Source organism: Sphingomonas cremea, from assembly GCF_021502585.1.
In the GTDB taxonomy this organism is placed as follows: Bacteria; Pseudomonadota; Alphaproteobacteria; order Sphingomonadales; family Sphingomonadaceae; genus Sphingomicrobium; species Sphingomicrobium cremea.
The window spans coordinates 25,471-44,480 of sequence record NZ_JAKFGM010000004.1; the positions used below are offsets into that span (position 1 = coordinate 25,471).

Annotated in this window: 16 protein-coding genes and 1 tRNA gene; 8 read left to right on the forward strand and 9 right to left on the reverse strand. The window is 63.0% G+C overall.

Going from position 1 to position 19,010, the window contains the following annotated elements; all coding sequences use genetic code 11:
* Nucleotides 1-77: 77 nt before the first annotated feature.
* On the reverse strand, nucleotides 78-2,219 hold the full coding sequence (locus tag LVY65_RS13045) for a TonB-dependent receptor (RefSeq protein ID WP_328282529.1): 2,142 nt from the start codon (nucleotides 2,217-2,219) through the stop codon (nucleotides 78-80).
* A gap of 114 nt (nucleotides 2,220-2,333) precedes the next feature.
* On the opposite strand from LVY65_RS13045, the gene LVY65_RS13050 reads away from it, so the two are divergent.
* Nucleotides 2,334-3,536 (forward strand): threonine synthase, encoded by a 1,203-nt coding sequence (locus LVY65_RS13050; protein ID WP_235068706.1) that lies wholly within the window; start codon nucleotides 2,334-2,336, stop codon nucleotides 3,534-3,536.
* Between the two features lie 21 nt (nucleotides 3,537-3,557).
* Here LVY65_RS13050 and LVY65_RS13055 read toward each other — a convergent pair whose 3' ends face one another.
* Nucleotides 3,558-4,781, reverse strand: a complete 1,224-nt coding sequence (locus LVY65_RS13055; RefSeq protein ID WP_235068707.1) for a glycosyltransferase family 4 protein — start codon at nucleotides 4,779-4,781, stop codon at nucleotides 3,558-3,560.
* A gap of 328 nt (nucleotides 4,782-5,109) precedes the next feature.
* Between LVY65_RS13055 and LVY65_RS13060 the strand changes: the two genes are divergently transcribed.
* The 4 genes from LVY65_RS13060 to LVY65_RS13075 are packed head-to-tail and all read left to right on the forward strand — an operon-like array spanning nucleotide 5,110 to nucleotide 11,202.
* Complete coding sequence (locus LVY65_RS13060) at nucleotides 5,110-8,592, forward strand: hydantoinase B/oxoprolinase family protein (RefSeq protein WP_235068722.1); 3,483 nt, start codon at nucleotides 5,110-5,112, stop codon at nucleotides 8,590-8,592.
* Nucleotides 8,589-9,263, forward strand: a complete 675-nt coding sequence (locus LVY65_RS13065) for a DUF969 domain-containing protein (RefSeq protein ID WP_235068708.1) — start codon at nucleotides 8,589-8,591, stop codon at nucleotides 9,261-9,263. Before LVY65_RS13060 ends, LVY65_RS13065 begins: the two co-directional genes overlap by 4 nt.
* Nucleotides 9,260-10,213, forward strand: a complete 954-nt coding sequence (locus LVY65_RS13070; protein WP_235068709.1) for a DUF979 domain-containing protein — start codon at nucleotides 9,260-9,262, stop codon at nucleotides 10,211-10,213. Before LVY65_RS13065 ends, LVY65_RS13070 begins: the two co-directional genes overlap by 4 nt.
* Nucleotides 10,210-11,202, forward strand: a complete 993-nt coding sequence (locus LVY65_RS13075; RefSeq protein WP_235068710.1) for a DUF2891 domain-containing protein — start codon at nucleotides 10,210-10,212, stop codon at nucleotides 11,200-11,202. Before LVY65_RS13070 ends, LVY65_RS13075 begins: the two co-directional genes overlap by 4 nt.
* A 42-nt stretch (nucleotides 11,203-11,244) precedes the next feature.
* On the opposite strand, the gene LVY65_RS13080 is transcribed toward LVY65_RS13075, so the two are convergent.
* From LVY65_RS13080 to LVY65_RS13100, 5 genes are all read right to left on the reverse strand, one after another.
* Nucleotides 11,245-11,320 (reverse strand) — tRNA-Thr (locus tag LVY65_RS13080).
* A 46-nt stretch (nucleotides 11,321-11,366) separates the two neighbouring features.
* Nucleotides 11,367-12,086: a VIT1/CCC1 transporter family protein gene (locus tag LVY65_RS13085; protein ID WP_235068711.1), complete on the reverse strand. Its 720-nt coding sequence runs from the start codon at nucleotides 12,084-12,086 to the stop codon at nucleotides 11,367-11,369.
* 3 nt (nucleotides 12,087-12,089) lie between these two features.
* Nucleotides 12,090-12,938, reverse strand: a complete 849-nt coding sequence (locus LVY65_RS13090; RefSeq protein WP_235068712.1) for a hypothetical protein — start codon at nucleotides 12,936-12,938, stop codon at nucleotides 12,090-12,092.
* Nucleotides 12,935-14,242 carry a mechanosensitive ion channel gene (locus LVY65_RS13095; RefSeq protein ID WP_235068713.1) on the reverse strand — a complete coding sequence of 436 codons (1,308 nt, stop codon included), beginning with the start codon at nucleotides 14,240-14,242 and terminating at the stop codon, nucleotides 12,935-12,937. Before LVY65_RS13095 ends, LVY65_RS13090 begins: the two co-directional genes overlap by 4 nt.
* 18 nt (nucleotides 14,243-14,260) lie before the next feature.
* Nucleotides 14,261-15,589 carry a replication-associated recombination protein A gene (locus LVY65_RS13100; RefSeq protein ID WP_235068714.1) on the reverse strand — a complete coding sequence of 443 codons (1,329 nt, stop codon included), beginning with the start codon at nucleotides 15,587-15,589 and terminating at the stop codon, nucleotides 14,261-14,263.
* Nucleotides 15,590-15,683: 94 nt separating this feature from the next.
* On the opposite strand from LVY65_RS13100, the gene LVY65_RS13105 reads away from it, so the two are divergent.
* Complete coding sequence (locus LVY65_RS13105; RefSeq protein WP_235068715.1) at nucleotides 15,684-16,301, forward strand: PadR family transcriptional regulator; 618 nt, start codon at nucleotides 15,684-15,686, stop codon at nucleotides 16,299-16,301.
* Here the strand turns inward: LVY65_RS13105 and LVY65_RS13110 are convergent.
* Nucleotides 16,298-17,452 (reverse strand): glycosyltransferase family 4 protein, encoded by a 1,155-nt coding sequence (locus tag LVY65_RS13110; protein WP_235068716.1) that lies wholly within the window; start codon nucleotides 17,450-17,452, stop codon nucleotides 16,298-16,300. The two genes, LVY65_RS13105 and LVY65_RS13110, sit on opposite strands and share 4 nt — an antisense overlap.
* Nucleotides 17,453-17,532: 80 nt before the next feature.
* On the opposite strand from LVY65_RS13110, the gene LVY65_RS13115 reads away from it, so the two are divergent.
* Both LVY65_RS13115 and LVY65_RS13120 read left to right on the forward strand, forming a co-directional pair.
* The gene (locus LVY65_RS13115) at nucleotides 17,533-18,009 is read left to right on the forward strand and encodes a DNA-deoxyinosine glycosylase (protein ID WP_235068717.1); all 477 of its coding nucleotides are present in this window, start codon (nucleotides 17,533-17,535) and stop codon (nucleotides 18,007-18,009) included.
* A gap of 20 nt (nucleotides 18,010-18,029) precedes the next feature.
* Nucleotides 18,030-18,317 (forward strand): hypothetical protein, encoded by a 288-nt coding sequence (locus tag LVY65_RS13120; RefSeq protein WP_235068718.1) that lies wholly within the window; start codon nucleotides 18,030-18,032, stop codon nucleotides 18,315-18,317.
* A gap of 7 nt (nucleotides 18,318-18,324) precedes the next feature.
* On the opposite strand, the gene LVY65_RS13125 is transcribed toward LVY65_RS13120, so the two are convergent.
* Nucleotides 18,325-19,010: TolC family protein (locus LVY65_RS13125; RefSeq protein ID WP_235068719.1), on the reverse strand; the 686-nt coding region annotated here is incomplete at its 5' end.

Sequence of the window (19,010 nt, forward strand, 5' to 3'; positions counted from 1 at the left end):
GGGCAAGCGCTCCGGTGCGTGGTGGGACGGGACCGCGCGACTGATTGCAACTGCCGGCGCCGCGCGCAAGCCCGCGCCTATAATCCGAAGCTTGCGGTCAATCGGATGTCCCGCCCGGCCAGCGGCGCATAGTCTTTCAGCAGGCTCGAGCTGCGCCTCGCCACAACATCGAAGATATTATTGGCAGCGATGCTGAGGGTGAGGTCGGGCCTGTCGCTAAGCGGGTGCCAGTCGAGCGAGGCGTTGAGCAGGGTAAAGCCGGCCGTTTCCGTTTCCAGCGGTGCGTTGCGATTCTGGCGGAAGGCATGTTCAACCTCGACCCGGCCTTTGAACGGGCCCTTGGTTCCGCTGATCCCGCCCAAAAGGCGAAACGGCGGGATCTGCGGCGCCGGGCCGAAACTCTTGACCGTAGCGTGGACATAGTCGGCGATCAGGTCGCCGTCCCAATGGATCCCGAGTGCATTGCCAAATTCGGCCTCGGCTTCCAGCTCGAACCCATAATAGTTCGCTTTGTCCTGTTGGGCGACATAGACCGGCAGATTATCCTCAATCTCGCCATTCGGTGCCTGGAAGATGAAGTTGGAGAAGTGGCTGTAATAGCCCGTCGCGGTAAGGTGCAGCGGCCCCGCCAGTTTTCGCAGGCTGGCCTCGAACGAGATGCTTCGCTCGGTGTCGAGGTCGGGGTTGCCGACCTCAAAGGCCTGGGTTCCAGCGTGAGGGCCATTAGCGAACAGCTCGTCGATCGAGGGTGCGCGCGAAGCGTAGGACAGAGTTCCGCCAGCCCGCCATCCTGGCGAGATTTCATATGCTGCGCCGAGCGATCCGGAGACCGTGGTAAAGTTGCGCCTCATTGAAGGCGTGCCGAGGGTTTCATCTTCTGCTGCCGACAGCTTGCTGAACTCGACGCGCGCCCCGCCTTCGATGCGAAGCGGTCCGCGAACCAGGCTCTGCATCGTGAACAGGCCGAATTGCCTTTGCTTGCTGGGCGGAAGGAACTTCTCGTCCCCATCGATGTGCAGCTTGCGATCCAGATACTGGATGCCCGTGGTACCGCCCCAGCCGGCGCGATCGGACTGGACCAGTTCTGCGCGTCCCTCACCGCCTTTGGTCTTGAAGGTCGATCCGATTGCGCCGCTGTCCTCGATCTCGTTATGTCGATAATTGGCGTAACCGGCGCGCGCGCGGATCTGGTTGAAAAGACCAGTCAACGGGATTTCGGCGCGTGCATCGTAGCGGGTCTGCTTGACGTCGATGGTCGGAGCTTCCGCCTCGATATCCGGATCAAGCGAGTAGCGGATGGGGACTCCGTAGAGCGCGTCATGGCGGGTAACCGATACGCCGAGATTTAGGTTTCCATCGACATAGCCAAGGCCCCCCGAGACCTCCCAGCTCTTGGCGGCGCTATTGGGCAGATCGCCTTTGAGATCGGCCAATTCCCGGATTTCCGGGTCAGGGCTGGCGGCAGCCTGATCGCGCAAGGCCTTCGTCAAAATATGACCGCCAGTTCGCAGTTCGTCGCTCTTCGACCAGTTGCCGTCGGCATGGATGATGAAATGGCTGACCACAGGAACGTCGACCGAAAGATTGGCGGAGCGTTCATTGGCTGCAGTGCCATAAGACAACAGGCCGTTGACACCCACGGGCCCTTCCGGCTCGGTCCGCGGAATGCGCCGATCGATGACGTTGACCACGCCGCCGATTGCAGACGATCCGTAAAGCAGGGCAGCCGGCCCTCGAAGCACCTCGATCCGTTCGGCAGTCAACGGATTTAGCGATACGGCGTGATCCGGGCTCGATGCCGAGACGTCGAAGTTGCCGATCCCGTCGGTCAGGATCCGCACGCGATCGCCCGACAGCCCACGCAGGATCGGCCGCGACGCGGTCGGACCGAAGCTGCTAGCCGTGATGCCCGGTTGCCGGGCTAAAGTTTCGCCGATGCTAGGGCGCAAATCCGTGGCCAGGTCGTCGCCGCTGAGCACCGACAGGCCGCCAAGTGCGTCGCCGGCCTTCTTTCGAACGCCGGTAACGACAATCACTTCGTCATTGTCATGATGCTCCTCGTCCTGGGCGCCGTCCGTGGCTGCAGGAGCGGCATCGGACGAAGTCGGAGCAGCATCGGCCTGAGCCAGGGCCGGCGCGGGGCAAAGTGCAACAGCAAGGGCAAGCAACGAAGATGAGCGGGTCATTGTCATCCGGAATCTGCAGGGGATGCCGGTCATTACTTATAATGTTACAACATCGCAAACGATATACCGTCTCTTCGTCGCTTGGAGACCGCCGTTCATCGAATGGAAGGCCTCGCTCGATCCGCTTCGTCGCGCTACGCGTGGGCCATGTTCATGACCCATCTCGAATGTTCGCTGACCGGGGAGCGCTATGACGCCGACCGGCTTCAAAACCTGTCCGGTGCAGGAAAGCCGCTGCTTGCCCGCTATGACCTGGAGGCGGTCGCACGGTGCCTCACTCGCGACGTGCTGGCATCCCGGCCCGCAGGAATGTGGAAGTGGCGCGAATTGTTGCCGCTGCCGATAGGAGCGGACCCGGTCAGCCTCGGCGAGCCTGAGACGCCGCTGATTACACTTGACCGAATCGGCGCGCGTCAGGGCGCGAGGGCGCCGATCGTCAAGGACGAGGGTCGCCTTCCAACGGGTTCATTCAAGGCGCGCGGAATGGCGGCGGCGGTCAGCATGGCGAAGCATTTTGGCGTCGAGCGCATTGCCATTCCGACCAATGGCAATGCCGGCGCGGCGCTAGCCGCCTATGCCGCGCGGGCCGGGATCGGGGCGTTGGTGATTTGTCCGGAAGAAACGCCCGATATCAACATCCGCGAGACGACTGCCCTTGGCGCAGGAGTGATCGTCGCCGACGGCCAGATCGACGAATGCGGCCGGATCGTCGGGGAAGGCGCAGCGGCGGGTCGCTGGTTCGACTGTTCGACCTTGAAGGAGCCTTATCGCCTGGAAGGCAAGAAGGTGATGGGACTGGAACTGGCCGAGCAATTGGGGTGGGAGCTACCCGACGCGATTTTCTATCCCACCGGTGGCGGCACCGGCCTGATCGGGATGTGGAAGGGGTTCGACGAGCTGGAGCAGATCGGCCTGATTGGCTCCAAGCGGCCGCGAATGATCGCGGTCCAGGCCGCAGGTTGTGCGCCGATGGTACGCGCCTGGGAGCAGGGCGATGAGTTTGCCGAGCGATGGGAAGGCGCCGCGACCATGGCCACCGGTATCCGCGTTCCCAAGGCGGTCGGCGATTTCCTCATCCTTCGCACCGTGCGCGACAGCAACGGCGCGGCGATTGCGGTTCGGGACGAGGCGATCATGGAGGCGGTCGATGACGCAGCCCGGCTCGACGGCATGCTGCTTTGCCCGGAAGGCGGGGCGGTGCTCGCCGCCTGGCGCGAGGCGCTCCATCACAAGCTGATCGGAGCGGACGACCGGGTCGTGCTTTTCAACTGCGCCAATGGCAATAAATATCCATTGGCCGACCGGTCGCGACACATGCGCCTCGCGGAGATGGTTGCGAGCGAGATCTGAGCCGCTCCGCGACCTGTCGTATCACCCGATCAGTCGAAGATAGTTTTGGACTACTTCAGTTAGGGTTGCTGACCATGTGAAAGCTGCCGCCGATGCGGCAGCAGCCGCGCCGAGTTGCACCCGCCTCCGCGCGTTATGCACAAGGTCGCCTAACGCATCGACATATCCGGCCACGTCATGGGGCCGCACCAGCACGCCATTGTCGTTGTGGGAAATCAGTGCCTGCGCGCTCGGCACATCAGCACTAATGACCGCCAGGCCTGCGGCCATGGCCTCCAGGTTGACGTTGCCGAAGGCCTCTGTCGTGCTCGGGTTGATCAGCACGTCGGCGCTGGCGATGGCCACGGACAGGTCCGGGCCCGAAAGATGGCCGAGGAAACGCGCACCGCCAGGCAGCTGCCGCGCAAACTCGACCTTGGCGGGTCCGTCGCCGACGATCATCGGACGCACCCTCAGGCCCGCCTCGTTGGCCTGTGCAATCATCGACGAAAATTCGGCGATTCCTTTCTCTCGGACGAGCCTGCCGAAAAACAGTGGGACGATGTCCGCATCATCCCAGCCTTGTGACCGCCGCCACTCAAGATTGCGAAATGTCGGATGGAATCGCTGCCGGTCGACGCCGCGCGACCAGACCGCAATGCGATTATCCATGTTCCAGGATCGAAGCTCTTCCAGGATCTGGGAATTGGGGACCAGCACCAGGTCAGATCGGGCGTAAAAGGTCCGGAGATATCGCTCCGCCCAAGGCCGGAAGGCGCGCAGCCCGTAATATTCGAAATAGGTCTCGAACCTTGTGTGGAGGCTGGTTACGAGTGGGCACCCGAGTTCCCGCGCAAGCTGCTGGGCCTGATATCCCTGCGGATCCGGCGCAGATACGTGGATATTGGTCGGTGCAAATCGGCGGACGTCCGCCTTGGTGCGCTCATCGAGCCCTAGCGTCAGGCGGTACTCGCTTCGCCCCGGCAGAGCCACGGAACGCACCGAAACCAGTTCCCCCGCCGGCTCGAACGCCGGTTCGGGGACAGTGGGCGAATAGACCCGGACCTGTGCGCCTTCCTGCAGAAGGTAGGATACGAGATGGTTGAGCGCATTGTTCGCACCGTCGCGCACGCAATTATAATTGCCGCAAAAGAGCGCGATTCGAAGGTCTCGCGCGCTGGTGCCTGACGCGGGCAGAAAATCCTCGTCGCATTCCGACTCCGCCGCCGCATGTGGAACAGCAGTCGGAAGACCCAAATCACTCATCGCTCGTGATCCGCTCAATCGTTTCAGGCCTGTATCGTCCGCGGCGTCGCTGCTCCGCCCCGCCTGTCTGTACGATGAACGCGGACTTCGCGACCATGAATGTCGCGGTCCCTTAAACAAGTAAACCCCGGAGACCGAAGTCTCCGGGGTTCCATGATTCGCATCCGAAGATTTGAACCACGTGAACAGAACGGTCCGACAGCGGTGCGGTTCCATGCTTCCCAAATTTTTTTGAGATTACCCTCGCCAGCTCTCACTCGGCGTGGCGACTGCGCGCTCTATCAAGCCCCCGGCTTGGCGGCTGCGCTCGGTTCTGCTTGATGGTCCTGTGGAGCACAGCTGGACCTTTGCGATCGATCGCGGCGGGACGTTCACCGACATTGTCGCGAACTGTTCCGATGGACGTCAGCGGGTCGGAAAGCTGCTGTCCGAGAACCCTGGTCAATATGGAGATGCCGCCCTGGAGGGCATCCGCCGTATCCTGGCGGAGGAAGAGGGCGCGCTAGGCGAAGTTCGCATGGGCACGACCGTCGCTACTAACGCGCTTCTCGAGCGTAAGGGCGAGCGGCTGGCACTGGCAATCACGCAAGGGTTCGGCGACGCGCTCAGGATCGGATATCAGGCGCGACCCGAGATCTTCGCGCGGCACATAATTCTGCCGACCATGCTTTATGAAGCAGTCGCCGAGATTAATGAACGGATCGGATCGGATGGATCGATCGTGCGGCCACTCGACGAGGATCAGGCGCGCGGCGAATTCAAGCGGCTTCGCAGCGAGGGATATGACGCGCTAGCCATCGTGCTGATGCACGGCTGGCGCTTCACCGGACATGAAAGCCGCCTGGCCGAAATGGCCCAGGCACTCGGCTTTGCGCAAGTGTCGGTCAGCCATGAGGTTGCGCCACTGATCAAGCTTATTGGGCGTGGCGACACCACCGTCGTCGACGCCTACCTCTCTCCGATATTGCGCCGCTATGTCGACCGGGTCGCGGGCGGGCTGGGGAGTGCAAGACTGCAATTCATGCAGTCGAACGGCGGATTGACCGACGCGCGCGCCTTTCGCGGCAAGGATGCGGTGCTGTCTGGGCCGGCCGGCGGGGTGGTCGGGATGGTCGCGGCCAGCGCACCGCACGGTACGGATCGCCTGATCGGTTTCGACATGGGCGGCACTTCGACCGACGTGTCGCACTATGCCGGCCGCTACGAACTGGGCGACGAGAACCAAATCGCCGGGGTCCGCATCCGCGCGCCGATGATGCAGGTTCACACCATTGCCGCGGGCGGGGGTTCGATCTGCCGGTTCGACGGAATGCGCTTTCGTGTCGGCCCGGAATCGGCCGGCGCACGGCCAGGCCCGGCCTGCTATCGTGGCGGGGGACCGCTAACTGTCACTGACTGCAACCTTTTTCTAGGCCGGATTAGCGCCGAACATTTCCCGGCGGTATTCGGCCCTGGCGGCGATCAGGCCCTTGATCCCGATGCATCGCGAGACCGCCTTCAAGAAGTTGCGGCAACACTTGGTGGCTCCAAAAGTCTGGAGGAAATCGCGGAGGGCTTCCTCGCCATAGCCGTCGACAACATGGCCGCCGCCATACGCAAAATCTCGATCGCGCGGGGACATGACGTAACCCGCTACACACTCGCCTGCTTCGGCGGGGCCGGCGGCCAGCACGCATGTCGCGTGGCCGACGCGCTGGGCATGGAGCGCATACTGATCCACCCGCTGGCCGGCGTACTCTCCGCCTTTGGCATTGGTCTCGCCGACGTAAAATCGATCCGTGAGACGAGTTGGCTGAGACCGCTTGGCGATGATTTCTCGCATTGTGTTCAAGCGCTGGAGAACGCTGCGCGGAGCAACCTCTTCGATCAGGGCTTCCCGGCAGAGCAAATCCGGTTCGAACGCCGCGCAAAGTTGAGAACGCCGGGCAGCGATACGACGATCGAGATCGAAATCGAAGGCCGGGACGAAATGAGATCGGCCTTCGACGCACTCCATCGCAAACGCTTCGGCTATGTCGAGGATGTTGAGCCGGTCGTCGATTCACTTACCGTCGAGGCGATTGGCTTCGCGCCGCATCGGCCGGTTGCGCCGGTTGCCGATACCTCGGCGAGCGGAATTATAGTTGGCCCCTCAGTGATCAACGAGCAAGGCTCGACCACGGTCGTCGACCCCGGCTGGCAAGCAGAACGGGCGCGCGACGGGACCTTGATTCTGACGCGTGCGATCCCGATCGAACGCGTTCATGCCATTGGCACCGAGGTCGATCCGGTCCGGCTCGAGATTTTCAACAACCTGTTCATGGCCATCGCCGAGGAAATGGGTGTGGCGCTCCAATCGACCGCCACTTCTGTCAACATCAAGGAGCGTCTCGACTTCTCATGCGCCCTGTTTGATAAGTCGGGAGCGTTGATCGCCAATGCCCCGCACATCCCCGTTCACCTCGGCTCGATGGGCGAAAGCATCCGGACAATTATCGACACTCGCGGCGGCGGGCGGGACGGTCGCGGTATTCGGCGTGGCGACGCCTATGTGCTCAATGATCCCTATCGCGGCGGCACTCACCTCCCCGATATCACGGTGATCGTGCCGGTATTCTACGGTGACGAGGTCGATCCGAGCGCATTCGTCGCGGCACGCGGCCATCATGCCGACATCGGCGGAATCGCGCCGGGATCCATGCCGCCCGAAAGCCGTACAATCGACCAGGAAGGCGTGCTGATCGACAATCAGCCGCTGGTCGACGAAGGGCATTTCCGTGAAGTCGAAATTCGCGAGCTCCTGGCCGGCGGTCCCTTTCCGGCACGCAACCCTGACCGAAATATCTCCGACCTTCGCGCCCAGCTTGCAGCCTGTATACGCGGCGCGGAAGCGCTGAGAGAAACTGGGCGCGACTACGGGCCTGAGGTGGTCGCGGCCTACATGAACCACGTCCTCGCCAACGCCGAGGAGTCGGTGCGGCGCCTGCTCGGCCGGCTCGACGACGGCGAGTTCAGCTACGAGATGGACAATGGTGCTCTTGTGAGCGTCTCGATCCGCATCGACAAGGAGACGCGATCGGCGACGTTCGATTTCACCGGCACCAGCGCCCAGCTCGAAGACAATTTCAACGCGCCCTATTCGATCGTTCGCGCTGCTTCGCTTTATGTTGTGCGCACCCTGATCGACGACGTGATTCCCATGAACGACGGCTGCTTGCGGCCCATCAAATTGGTCGTACCCGACAGATCGATGCTCAAGCCCGCCTATCCGGCGGCGGTCGTCGCCGGCAATGTCGAGACCAGCCAGGTGGTGACCGACGTCTTGTTCGCCGCGACCGGGCGGCTAGCGCCCAGCCAGGGAACAATGAACAACTTCACCTTCGGCAACGAGCGGTACCAATATTATGAAACGATTGCCGGCGGATCAGGCGCCGGGCCGGACCATGACGGGACAACCGCGGTACAGACGCATATGACCAACAGCCGGCTGACCGATCCCGAGATACTCGAAGCCCGCCTGCCAGTCCGGCTGGAGGAATTTGCGATCCGCCACGGCTCGGGCGGGAAGGGCCGGCATCATGGAGGGGACGGGGTTGTTCGTAGCGTGACCTTCCTGGAGCCGATGCGCGCCAACATCCTTGCCAATCGCCGCAAGGTGCCGCCGCGCGGCCTCAATGGTGGTGGGGATGCCATGCCTGGTCGCAACTGGGTCGAGCGCACCGATGGCTCGGTCGAAATGCTAAGCGCCACTGCTTCCGCGGAAATGGGAATCGGCGACCGCTTCGTTATCGAGACACCGGGCGGTGGCGGGTTCGGCGGGGAAGGGGCATGATCAACTATTGGCCGCTGATCGGAATACTTCTGGTCGTCGCTGGCTTCGCGCTGAAGCTGAACCCCATGCTGGTCGTGACCGGCTCGGCGATCGTTACCGGCCTCATTGCCGGCATGGACCCGGTCGAAGTCGTCTCGACGTTCGGCAAAGCCTTCAACGACAACCGCATTATCGCCATCGTGTGGATCGTCCTTCCGGTAATCGGCCTGCTCGAACGGTTTGGGCTGCAGCAGCGGTCGGCTGCGGTCATCCGGAGCATGAAGAATGCAACCACCGGACGGCTGCTGATCCTTTACCTGGTCTATCGCCAGATCACCGCCGCTATCGGTCTTCATTCGACCGCCGGCCATCCGCAAACGGTCCGCCCCTTGGTGGCACCAATGGCTCTTGCGGCGGCGGAAAAACAGCATGGTGAGTTGACCGAGGACGAAGCGGAAAAGGTGAAGGCCTACGCCGCGGCAACCGACAATGTCGGCCTGTTCTTCGGCGAGGATATTTTCTTCGCCATCGGATCCATCGTTCTCATCCAGCAGATTCTTGCGACCTATGGCTACAATCTTGCCCCGCTCCATTTGGCACTTTGGGCGATTCCTAGCGCGATCGTCGCATTCCTGATCCACTCGACCCGGCTGCTGATCCTCGACCGAAAGCTGGCGAGGCGCGGCGCATGATTACCCTTCACTGGCTCTATGCCCTTGCCGGTCTGATGTTCGCTGCCTTTGCGATACTCTCGGCGCTCGACCGCGCCCATTCCAGGCGCTTCGGCAACGCCGCCTTCTGGGGATTGATGGCACTCAGCTTGCTTGGCGGCGATGCGATCGGCGATTTCGGCAACGGATTGCTGGTGCTGGGCCTTGCCGGACTCGCAGGGTTCGGTTTCATCGGCCGCAGCCATCCGCCAACTACAAGCGAGGCGGAGCGACAGACCTGGTCGGACCGGCTTGGCAACAAGCTGTTCCTTCCCGCGCTTATCATTCCGATCACCGCATTGATCGGCACACTCGCTTATAATTACACCGCGCTCGGCAGCTACGGGTGGGTCGAGCCCAAGCGCGAGACCTATGTCTTCCTGGGTCTGGGCGTATTGTTCGCACTCGGGGCGATCTTTGCATGGTTGCGCCCACCCGCGATCGCCCCGCTGCAGGAAGGCCGTCGGCTGATCGACGCGATCGGCTGGGCGGCGGTACTGCCCCAGATGCTCGCTTCCCTTGGCGTGCTGTTCGCCGCTGCCGGAGTCGGCGATGCGATCGGCTCGCTGACGCGGATGGTCATCCCGGAAGGCAGTATCTTCCTTACCGTGGCGGTATTCGGGCTGGGCATGGCGATCTTCACGATGATCATGGGCAATGCCTTTGCCGCCTTCCCGGTCATGGCCGCGGCGATCGGCGTGCCGTTGCTCATCCAGGGGTATCACGGCGACCCGGCAGTGGTCGGGGCAATCGGGATGCTCGCCGGCTTTTGCGGGACGCTGATGACTCCCATGGCTGCCAACTTCAACCTGGTTCCAGCAGCCTTGCTCGAACTCAAAGATCAATATGGCGTGATCCGGGTGCAGGTGGCGACGGCGCTCCCGCTGCTGATCGTGAACATCCTCCTGATTTACTGGTTGGCGTTCCGATGAAGCTCGAGCCCGATCTCGGCACCCGTTTCGCCCGCATCGCGATGGGTCATGTAAGGCGCCCCTATCCCTATAAACTCGACCATGTGCTGCTCGGCGACGAGGACGCGTGTCCACCGCAAGAACTTCATCCGATCTTCTTCGGCAGCTTCGACTGGCACAGCTGCGTCCATGGCTGGTGGACCCTGCTCACCTTGCGGCGGCTATTCCCCGATAATCCGGAGGCGGTTGCCATCGCTGAATTGGCCGAAGCCAGCTTCACGCTGGACAAGGTGGCGGTCGAGCTCGCCTATCTCGACCGGCCGCTGTCAGCGGGATTCGAACGGCCCTACGGCTGGGGTTGGCTGCTCTACCTCCACCTCGAGGCATCACGACACCCGGACCGCGGCTGGGCAAGGGAGCTGGAACCGCTCGCCCGTGCCTTTGCCGGGCGGCTGCGCACCTATCTCGCCAAGCTTACCTATCCGATCCGCGTCGGCACCCATTTCAACACGGCCTTTGCGCTGATCCTTGCACTGGATTGGGCCGAACGCTTTGAGCCGACACTCGGTGAACCGATCCGTGAATGGGCGAAGGCGTCATTCGCCAATGATCGCGACTGCCAGGCGTGGGAGCCGGGCGGCGATGAGTTCCTCTCGCCGGCGCTGATCGAAGCGCTGTGCATGGCGCGGGTGTTGCCGGCAGAAGAGTTTGCCAACTGGTTCGCGGCCTTCCTGCCGCGAGTGGCCAGCCGCGAGCCCAAAACGCTTTTCGTGCCCGCGACCGTCAGCGACCACAGCGACGGAAAGATTGCGCACCTCGACGGCCTGAACCTCAGTCGGGCCTGGTGCTGGGCCACGATTGCTCCGTTGCTGCCGGCAGCCGAGCGAAAAGCGGCCGAAGCGTCGGCGGCGGAGCATCTTGTAGCCTCGATGCCGCACGTAGCTGGCGACTATATGGGCGAGCATTGGCTGGCGAGTTTTGCGCTGCTGGCGTTGATGAAGGGTTCTTGAGCCGAGGCCTTGGCAATCGCCCGGATAGCCGGGGGGCGAGGCTGGTGCCGGATGCAGGATTTGAACCCGCGACCTTCGGTTTACAAAACCGCTGCTCTACCAACTGAGCTAATCCGGCCCGGCGGCCCCTTTGCGTCAGACGATGCCGAACGTCTAGCCCGGAATTAAACCGCGGTGCCGACGAGCTTTCCAATCCCTGCGGTCAGGGCCATTGCCAGTGCCCCCCAAAAAGCGACCCGCGCCGTGGCCTTGCCCACGGGCGCTCCGCCCGCCTTGGCGCCCAGGGCACCCAGCAGCGCCAAGAAAAGCAAAGAACCTGCCGAGACCGAGAGAATGGTGGCGCGACCGACCGGCGCGAGCCAGGCAATTGTGAGCGGCAACAGCGCGCCCGCGGTGAAGGTCACCGCCGATGTGAGTGCTGCCTGGATCGGCCTGGCGGTAGTGATGTGCGTGATGCTGAGCTCGTCGCGCGCGTGGGCCGCAAGCGCATCTCCGGCCATTAGCTGTGCTGCGACCTCATTTGCGGTCTCGGCCTTTAATCCACGCTTCTGATATATTGCCGCGAGCTCGCGCTGCTCGAACTCCGGATCGGACTTTAGCTCCGCTCGTTCGCGCTCAAGATCCGCATTCTCCGTGTCCGCCTGGGAACTGACCGAGACATACTCTCCAGCCGCCATGGACATTGCGCCGGCGACAAGGCCCGCCGCACCGGCAAGAAGCACTTCGCTTCGTCCTGAAGCAGCCGCCGCGATGCCGACGATCAGGCTGGCCGTCGATACGATCCCATCATTGGCTCCAAGCACCGCTGCCCGAAGCCAGCCGATGCGCGCCACCTGATGTCGTTCGGGGTGAGTGTGCGGGAGGACCATGTCGGCCTTCACCATCGGTCAGACGATGCCAAAGGTCCAGCCCTCGGTTCGCGCCAGCTCCTTCGTCAGGCCCGAGGGGGAGAAGGCGGCAGGGTTGGAAAGATGCGCTCGCATCCCCGCTGCAGTCACTAGCGCGTCTGTCTGATGATCGTTTGGTTCGAAACGCAGGCGGGCCGGCTTGCTGTCCAGGCCGGCGAGCGCCTTGTTCAAATCTGTTCGGCTGCGCAGCTTCTTACCGCTCATCCCGGCATTGCGAAGGTAGATGCGGGTGTAGATTTCGACCACTGCGCTGCCATCTTCGGGTAATGGGTCCATCGGCCATATCGCAACATTGCTACCCAGTCGGTGAAGCAGCCGCATGCCCGAAAAACTCGCCTTCGCTACCTGCGATGCGCCGATCGCGTCATAGGCGCTGGCGGTCTTGCGCCCGCCTTGCGCGTTGAGGACCGCGTCGCAAGTGCGGAAGCGGACGAAGTCTGCCTTCACCCCGTCGGCGATGCCGAAGTAGAAATGGCTGCGATGAACCTGCTCCAGGAATGACGCGGCGCCGAGGTCGTCGTCGTTGCTGTTTCTTTCAACATAGGCCCAGAACTCCCGCGCGTTGTCGGGAACGCCGGTCTCGCCCGGAAGGTAAGCACCACGTTCTGCGAAGGGCGGCGCGAAGCTGAAGTCGAAGCCGAACAAGGTCGGCTCCTTCGCCGCTCGATTAACCAGCCAATCGAGCACCTCGCAGCGCGACCAGATATGGCCAGGCCGAACCAAGCGAGGCGGGTCGTCCGTGCGCGCCTCGGCAATGGCAATGCCCTTGTGCCGGCGCCCCTTGGCGCCCGACCAATCGATCGCGACGCAGCTGCTGAACCGGCTCACACCAGCGGAGGCTGGCTGTCATCCTCGGCGGTAGCCTTTTTCAGGCGCGGCGGCGGAGGGCGCCTTACGGCTGGCGGCGAATTGCTTTCGTGCCATTCCTCCAGAAGGCGCGCGGCATAGTCGCGGCCCCCAAGCCCGAAGGCAATCGCCGTCGCCACGGCTGCCGAGCCGAGGATCAACCCGAATGCCAACATGACGATCTGGTCGGCCAGTCCCATGAAGGTGAGGCCGATCGCCGTGAACAGGGCGATGATCGCATATTTGACGATCACTTCGGCATAGCTGGTTCTTTCCGTCGATGCCCCGACAAGCCCAGCCAAGATGCGGGCGAGCACAAAGCCAACGACGATAATCACTGTCCCGAAGATCACCTTGCCGCCCAGTTCGGTGACCTGGATCACCAAGGCCGCCGTATCGTCTCCGCCAAGGCGATGCAGTGCTTCGATGCCGGCCAGCAGCAGCAGCGCGGTCATCGCGATCGCGCCGGCTACGCGGGACGGCGAAACGTTGCGCGGCATCGCACCGAGCGAATGGATGAAATTGTCGAAGCCAAGGCTAGGCAGGACGGTCTCGATCAATGTCTTGACCCAGCGAGCAATCAAGAAGGCGATCGCCAGCCACAACAAGGCGGCCAGAACATTGGGGATCGCCAGGGCGATCATGTTGAGCATGTTCTTGGCTGGCTCGGACACCGCCTCGATATGCAAGATGTCGAGCGATGCGATCGCGGCGAAGATGATGATCACCGCCGACACCGTCATGCCAACCGCCCGAGCGATCGTGCTGCGCGTTGGCGACACGCCTTCGCTGGCTGTGCCCTCAGCATCAACCGCCACCGGCGTCTCGCTGAGCCTTAGTCCAGCTCGCCCGGCTAACTGCTCGAGGTTGATCGCTCCCAATGCGGCCTCGATGACGTGCCGAACGATCCGCGCCAGGATCAGCCCAGCGAAGAAGAACAGCCCCGCCCCAAACAAGCGAGGAATGAAGGTAGCGACCTCATTGAGCATGGTAGAGACGGGCGCGAGCACACCGGAAAGGCCGAGTGGCTGCAGCGCGGCGATCAGTCCGACCAGCCACACCAGCCAATAGGCCAACCGCCCAAGCTCGGTTCCGATGCTGTCGCCGCCAACGCTGGGGTGCCGCTTCAGCACCGGCATCCGGTCGATCAACTTGGCCACGCCCCATTGCACCGCCTTGGCGACGAAATGGGTGACGACGAGGATGAGGATGGCGAACAGGATCTTTGGACCCCAAAGGATCAGCTGGTCTTGCCAATAGCGGGCTGGTTCGGTGGTCTGGTACATGTGACTCCCCTGTAAGGATCAGTCGGATTCATGCCTTTCTCGGCGCTTTTTGTCCCAGAAGGCAAGCCGCTCCGCGACCTTTGCTTCAAAGCCTCGGTTCACGGGTCGGTAGAAGGTCTGTGCCTCCATTTCCTGGGGCCAATAATCGTCTCCGGAAAAGCCGTCCTCGGCGTCATGGTCGTAGGAGTAACCCTTGCCATAGCCGATGTCCTTCATCAGCCGGGTCGGTGCGTTGAGGATGTTCTGCGGCGGCATTAGCGATCCGGTTTCGCGGGCGGAACGCCAGGCCGCGCCTTGAGCCTTGTAGGTCGCATTCGATTTGGGAGCGGTCGCCAGGTACAGACAGGCCTGGACGATGGCCAGCTCCCCTTCGGGAGAACCGAGGAAATCATATGCGTCCTTGGCCGCGATGCATTGGACCAGCGCCTGCGGGTCGGCGAGGCCGATGTCCTCGGTCGCTGCTCGGATCAGGCGACGCAAAAGGAACAGCGGCTCCTCCCCGGCGACCAGCATCCGCGCCAGATAGTAGAGCGCCGCCTGCGGATCGGAGCCGCGGATCGACTTATGCAGCGCAGAGATGAGGTTGTAATGACCCTCCCGGTCCTTGTCGTAGACGGCAACGCGCCGCTGCAGGAATGATGCGAGGCCCGAAGGATCAAGCGGTTCCTCTAGCCCCACATCGACCAGGGTCTCGGCCTGGTTGAGCAGGAACCGGCCGTCGCCGTCCGCGCTGGCAACCAGCGCATCTCGCGCAGCGGCGGTAAGCGGCAATGGCCGCCCCTCCAGTTCCTCCGCCCGGTCGAGCAACTTGCACAGTGCTCCGGTATCGAGGCGGTGAAGGATGAGCACCTGGCACCGGGACAGAAGGGCGGCGTTGAGCTCAAAGCTGGGATTTTCGGTCGTGGCCCCGACCAGCGTGATCGTCCCGTCCTCGACATAGGGCAGGAAGCCATCCTGCTGAGACCGATTGAAGCGGTGGATTTCGTCAACGAACAATAAGGTGCGCTGCCCTGCTTTCATGGCAACCCGCGCTTCGGCGAACACTTTCTTCAAGTCGGCGACGCCCGAGAAGACCGCCGACAAGGCGACAAAGCGCAATCCGACCGCGTCGGCCAGCAGCCTGGCGATGCTGGTCTTGCCCGTTCCGGGCGGTCCCCAAAGCATCATCGAGGAAAGCTTGCCTGCAGCAACCATCCGCCCGATCGCCCCTTCGGGGCCGGTCAGATGCTCCTGCCCGACCACTTCATCGAGCGACTTCGGCCGCAGCCGGTCGGCCAGCGGCGCGTTTGGCGCCGGCTCGTCCAGCGGCGTCGACGGCAGTGGGTCGTCGGTGAACAGATCAGCCATCGGTCGAAGCAATAGGCAGCTTCGCCGAAAGTTGCACCCGTTGTTGACGTGATGCATCTAAGATATATCTTAGAGCTATCGAGAGGAGCGATTCATGCACTTTCACTATGACTGCGGCGATAACGGCCGGCATCAGCGTTTTGCCGGACGCGGACGGGGTTTCAGCTTTGGGCCCGGTGGCTTCCAGTTCGACTTCGGTGAAGGGTCGAGAGGGTGGGGTGGCCATCGGCGAGATCGCAAGCGGATGTTCGAAGGCGGCGAGCTTCGCCTAGTGTTGCTCAAGCTGATCGCGGACCAGCCACGCCACGGCTATGAGCTGATCCGGGCCGTCGAGGAGATGACCGGCGGCGATTATGCGCCCAGCCCGGGGATTGTTTACCCAACCCTGACGATGCTTGAGGACATGGGCCTGATTGCCGAGGCCAAATCAAAGGATACCAAGAAGGTATATGAAGCGACGGATGAGGGCCGTACCCATCTCGAAGAAAACAGCGACGAGGTCGACGAGCTGATCGAGCGGCTGGAGGGCCACGGCCGTCGCCGGGGTAGCGCTCCGCCGATCGGCCGGGCGGTAGGCAACCTCATGTCGGCCCTAAGCCATCGAGTTAGCAGGGACGGAATCAACGAGGAACTGATGCATGAGATTGCATCCATCCTCGACGAAGCGGCACAGCGGATTGAACGGATAAAAGGCGCCAGTCGCGAAGATTAGCGCTTGCGTCGCCGCCGTTGGATGACCCGCTCGTAGACGTGCATCACGACCGCGTTGATGTCGTCCCAGTCCATTGTCCTGGCAACCTCCAGGCCCGCACCGCCATGGCGCGCGCGTAAGTCCGGGTTGGATTGATAAGTGGCCAGAATCTCTGCGAACGCTTCCGTATCCCCGGGGTTCGCCAGCCGGCCAGTGATCCTGTCGTGGACCAGGCTCGTCGTCCCCGACGCAACCGCGGCGATAACAGGCAGCCCCGAAGCCATCGCCTCCAACGTGACGTTCCCGAACGTCTCGGTGATCGATGGGTTCAGGAATACATCGGCGGACGCGAGCGCAGTCGCCAATTCGACCCCGGTCAGCTGTCCAGTGAAGATGGCGTCAGGCAGACGTTCCTCGAAATAGCTCCGCGCCGGCCCGTCGCCGATGGCCATTACCCGTAATGGGACGTCGATTGCCCTGGCGGCGTCGATGGCATCGGCGAAAACATCGAGACCCTTTTCCAGGACCAGTCGCCCGAGGAAGACGACGACCATGTCATCGTCGGCGATATTGTGACTGCGCCGCCAGTCGAGGCTGCGCCGGTCCGGATTAAACTGCTCGCGATCGACACCCCGACTCCACAACGAGATGTCGCTGTTCATCCGCTGTGCGCGAAAGATCGCCGCGGTCGACTCCGCCGGGACGACGATTGCGTCGCAGCGCCGATAGAAGCGTCGCATGATCGCTCGGGCCGCCGGCTCCAGGAACGCCAGGCCATAATATTGCAGGTAGGTGTCGAACCGGGTGTGGACTGAAGCCACCGCTGGGATATTCCGGCCTCGCGCCCAGGTGATGGCGCGATGACCGACGAAATCCGGACTGGCGACATGAATTACGTTGGGTGCAAACGCCTCCAGGTCGCGGCGGACCGATCCCGGCAGGTGGTAGGGGATTCGATATTCCTGGCGCCTCGGAACCTTGAATGCCGGCACGCCGACCAGGTCGCCGGTCGGCGGAAACGCCGGGTGCTTGACCGTTGGAGAATAGATGCGGACCTGCGCCCCTTGTCGAAGGAGATAGCCGACCAGCCTGTTAAGCGCTTGATTGGCGCCATCACGGACGTAATTGTAATTGCCCGAGAACAGGGCAATGCGGAGTTCTTCGGGCTTCATTGCGCCCCCGCCTTAGCGGCAGCGGCGCGCATGCCGCAACCGGCCGGGAATAGGAGGAGCCGATAACCTTCAAGCGTTCGATGGCACCCGCCGGCGCGACAGATGCGACGTTGCTGGTTCTTGGCAGCTTGCCGGGAGAGGCTTCCCTCCACGCGCAGCGATACTATGCCCATCCCCAAAACCAGTTCTGGAGGCTGTTGGGCGCGGCAATCGGCGAAGAGCTCGCCGGCCTTGCCTACGATCAACGCCTTGTCCGGCTCACGGCGCGAGGAATCGCGCTGTGGGATGTAGTCGGCGAAGCGCGGCGGCACGGCAGTCTCGATGGCGCCATTCGCAATGCGACTGCCAACAGGCTCGCCGAATTTGTCGCAACCCATCCCCGATTGAAGGCGGTAGCCTTCAACGGCAAGACCGCTTCGCGGCTTGGCCGGGCAGAGCTGGCCGGTATTGGCAGCGTGGAGCTGATCGATTTGCCCTCGTCCAGCCCCGCCTACACGTTGGCCCTGGCGCGGAAGGCGGAGTCGTGGGCGGTGCTCGGAGCGCTTGCAAGCCCGTGAGAAGTCGGCAAACTGGCGTTATGAGCGACGCGATCGAGGAAGAGGAAGACCAGGCCCTGACGATGGTCGACGAGGCACTGGTCGCCGGTAATATCGCCAACACCAACGGGCTGCTGGTGATCCTTGCCCGGCTGGTCGCCAAGGGCGTCTTCGACGCCGAGGATCTGCATGCATTCTCCGACAGCTATTCCAAGCCGCTCGACCATGAGCACATGCGAGAGAATGAGCTGATCAGCCAGATGCAGGACCAGATGGAGGCGACCCTCGCCCAGCTCATGCATTTCCTGGCGGACAAGGGCAGCGACTAGCCGATTTTCAGGCGGATTGGCTCCAACCTCCGCCAAGCGCCCGGAAAAGGTCGATCTGGGCTGCTACGACCCGGCCATCCATCTCGGTCAAATCGGCTTCCGCTTCGGCGAAGGTGCGCTCGGCATCCAATAGGGCAAGCGAATCCACCTGCCCTTCGCGTTGCTGGGCGCGAACAATGCGTGCTGCCACGGCCGCCTCGTCGCGTGCCGCCTTCAACGCCTCACGCTGCCGGAGCGCGTTGGCGTAGACGGAAAGCGCAGTCTCGGTCTCTTGGAGCGACTTGAGCACTGTGCCGTCGAACTGGGCCAGCGCCTCCTGCGTGCCGGCTTCGGCTCCGGCAACGCGTGCCCGGGCGCGGGCATGGTCGGTGAAAGCCCAGCTGATCAACGGGCCCAGGACGAAACCGACGGGATTGCTGAACAGATTGCCGATGCTGCCCGCGGAAGAGCCGACGGAGCCGCCGAGCGTGACGCGAGGATAAAGATCGGCAGTGGCAACGCCGATGCGCGCTGTCGCGGCGGCCAGGCGCCGCTCGGCCGCACGGACGTCGGGTCGCCGGGCGAGCAACTGCGCGCCGTCGCCGACCGGGATCGGCCGATCGAGCTTCAACGAAGTGACGCGCGCGCCCGCCGCATGGGGCCGCGCGGCGGGCGCGCGCCCGGTCAACGTCGCCAGCCGGAACAGCGCGGAGT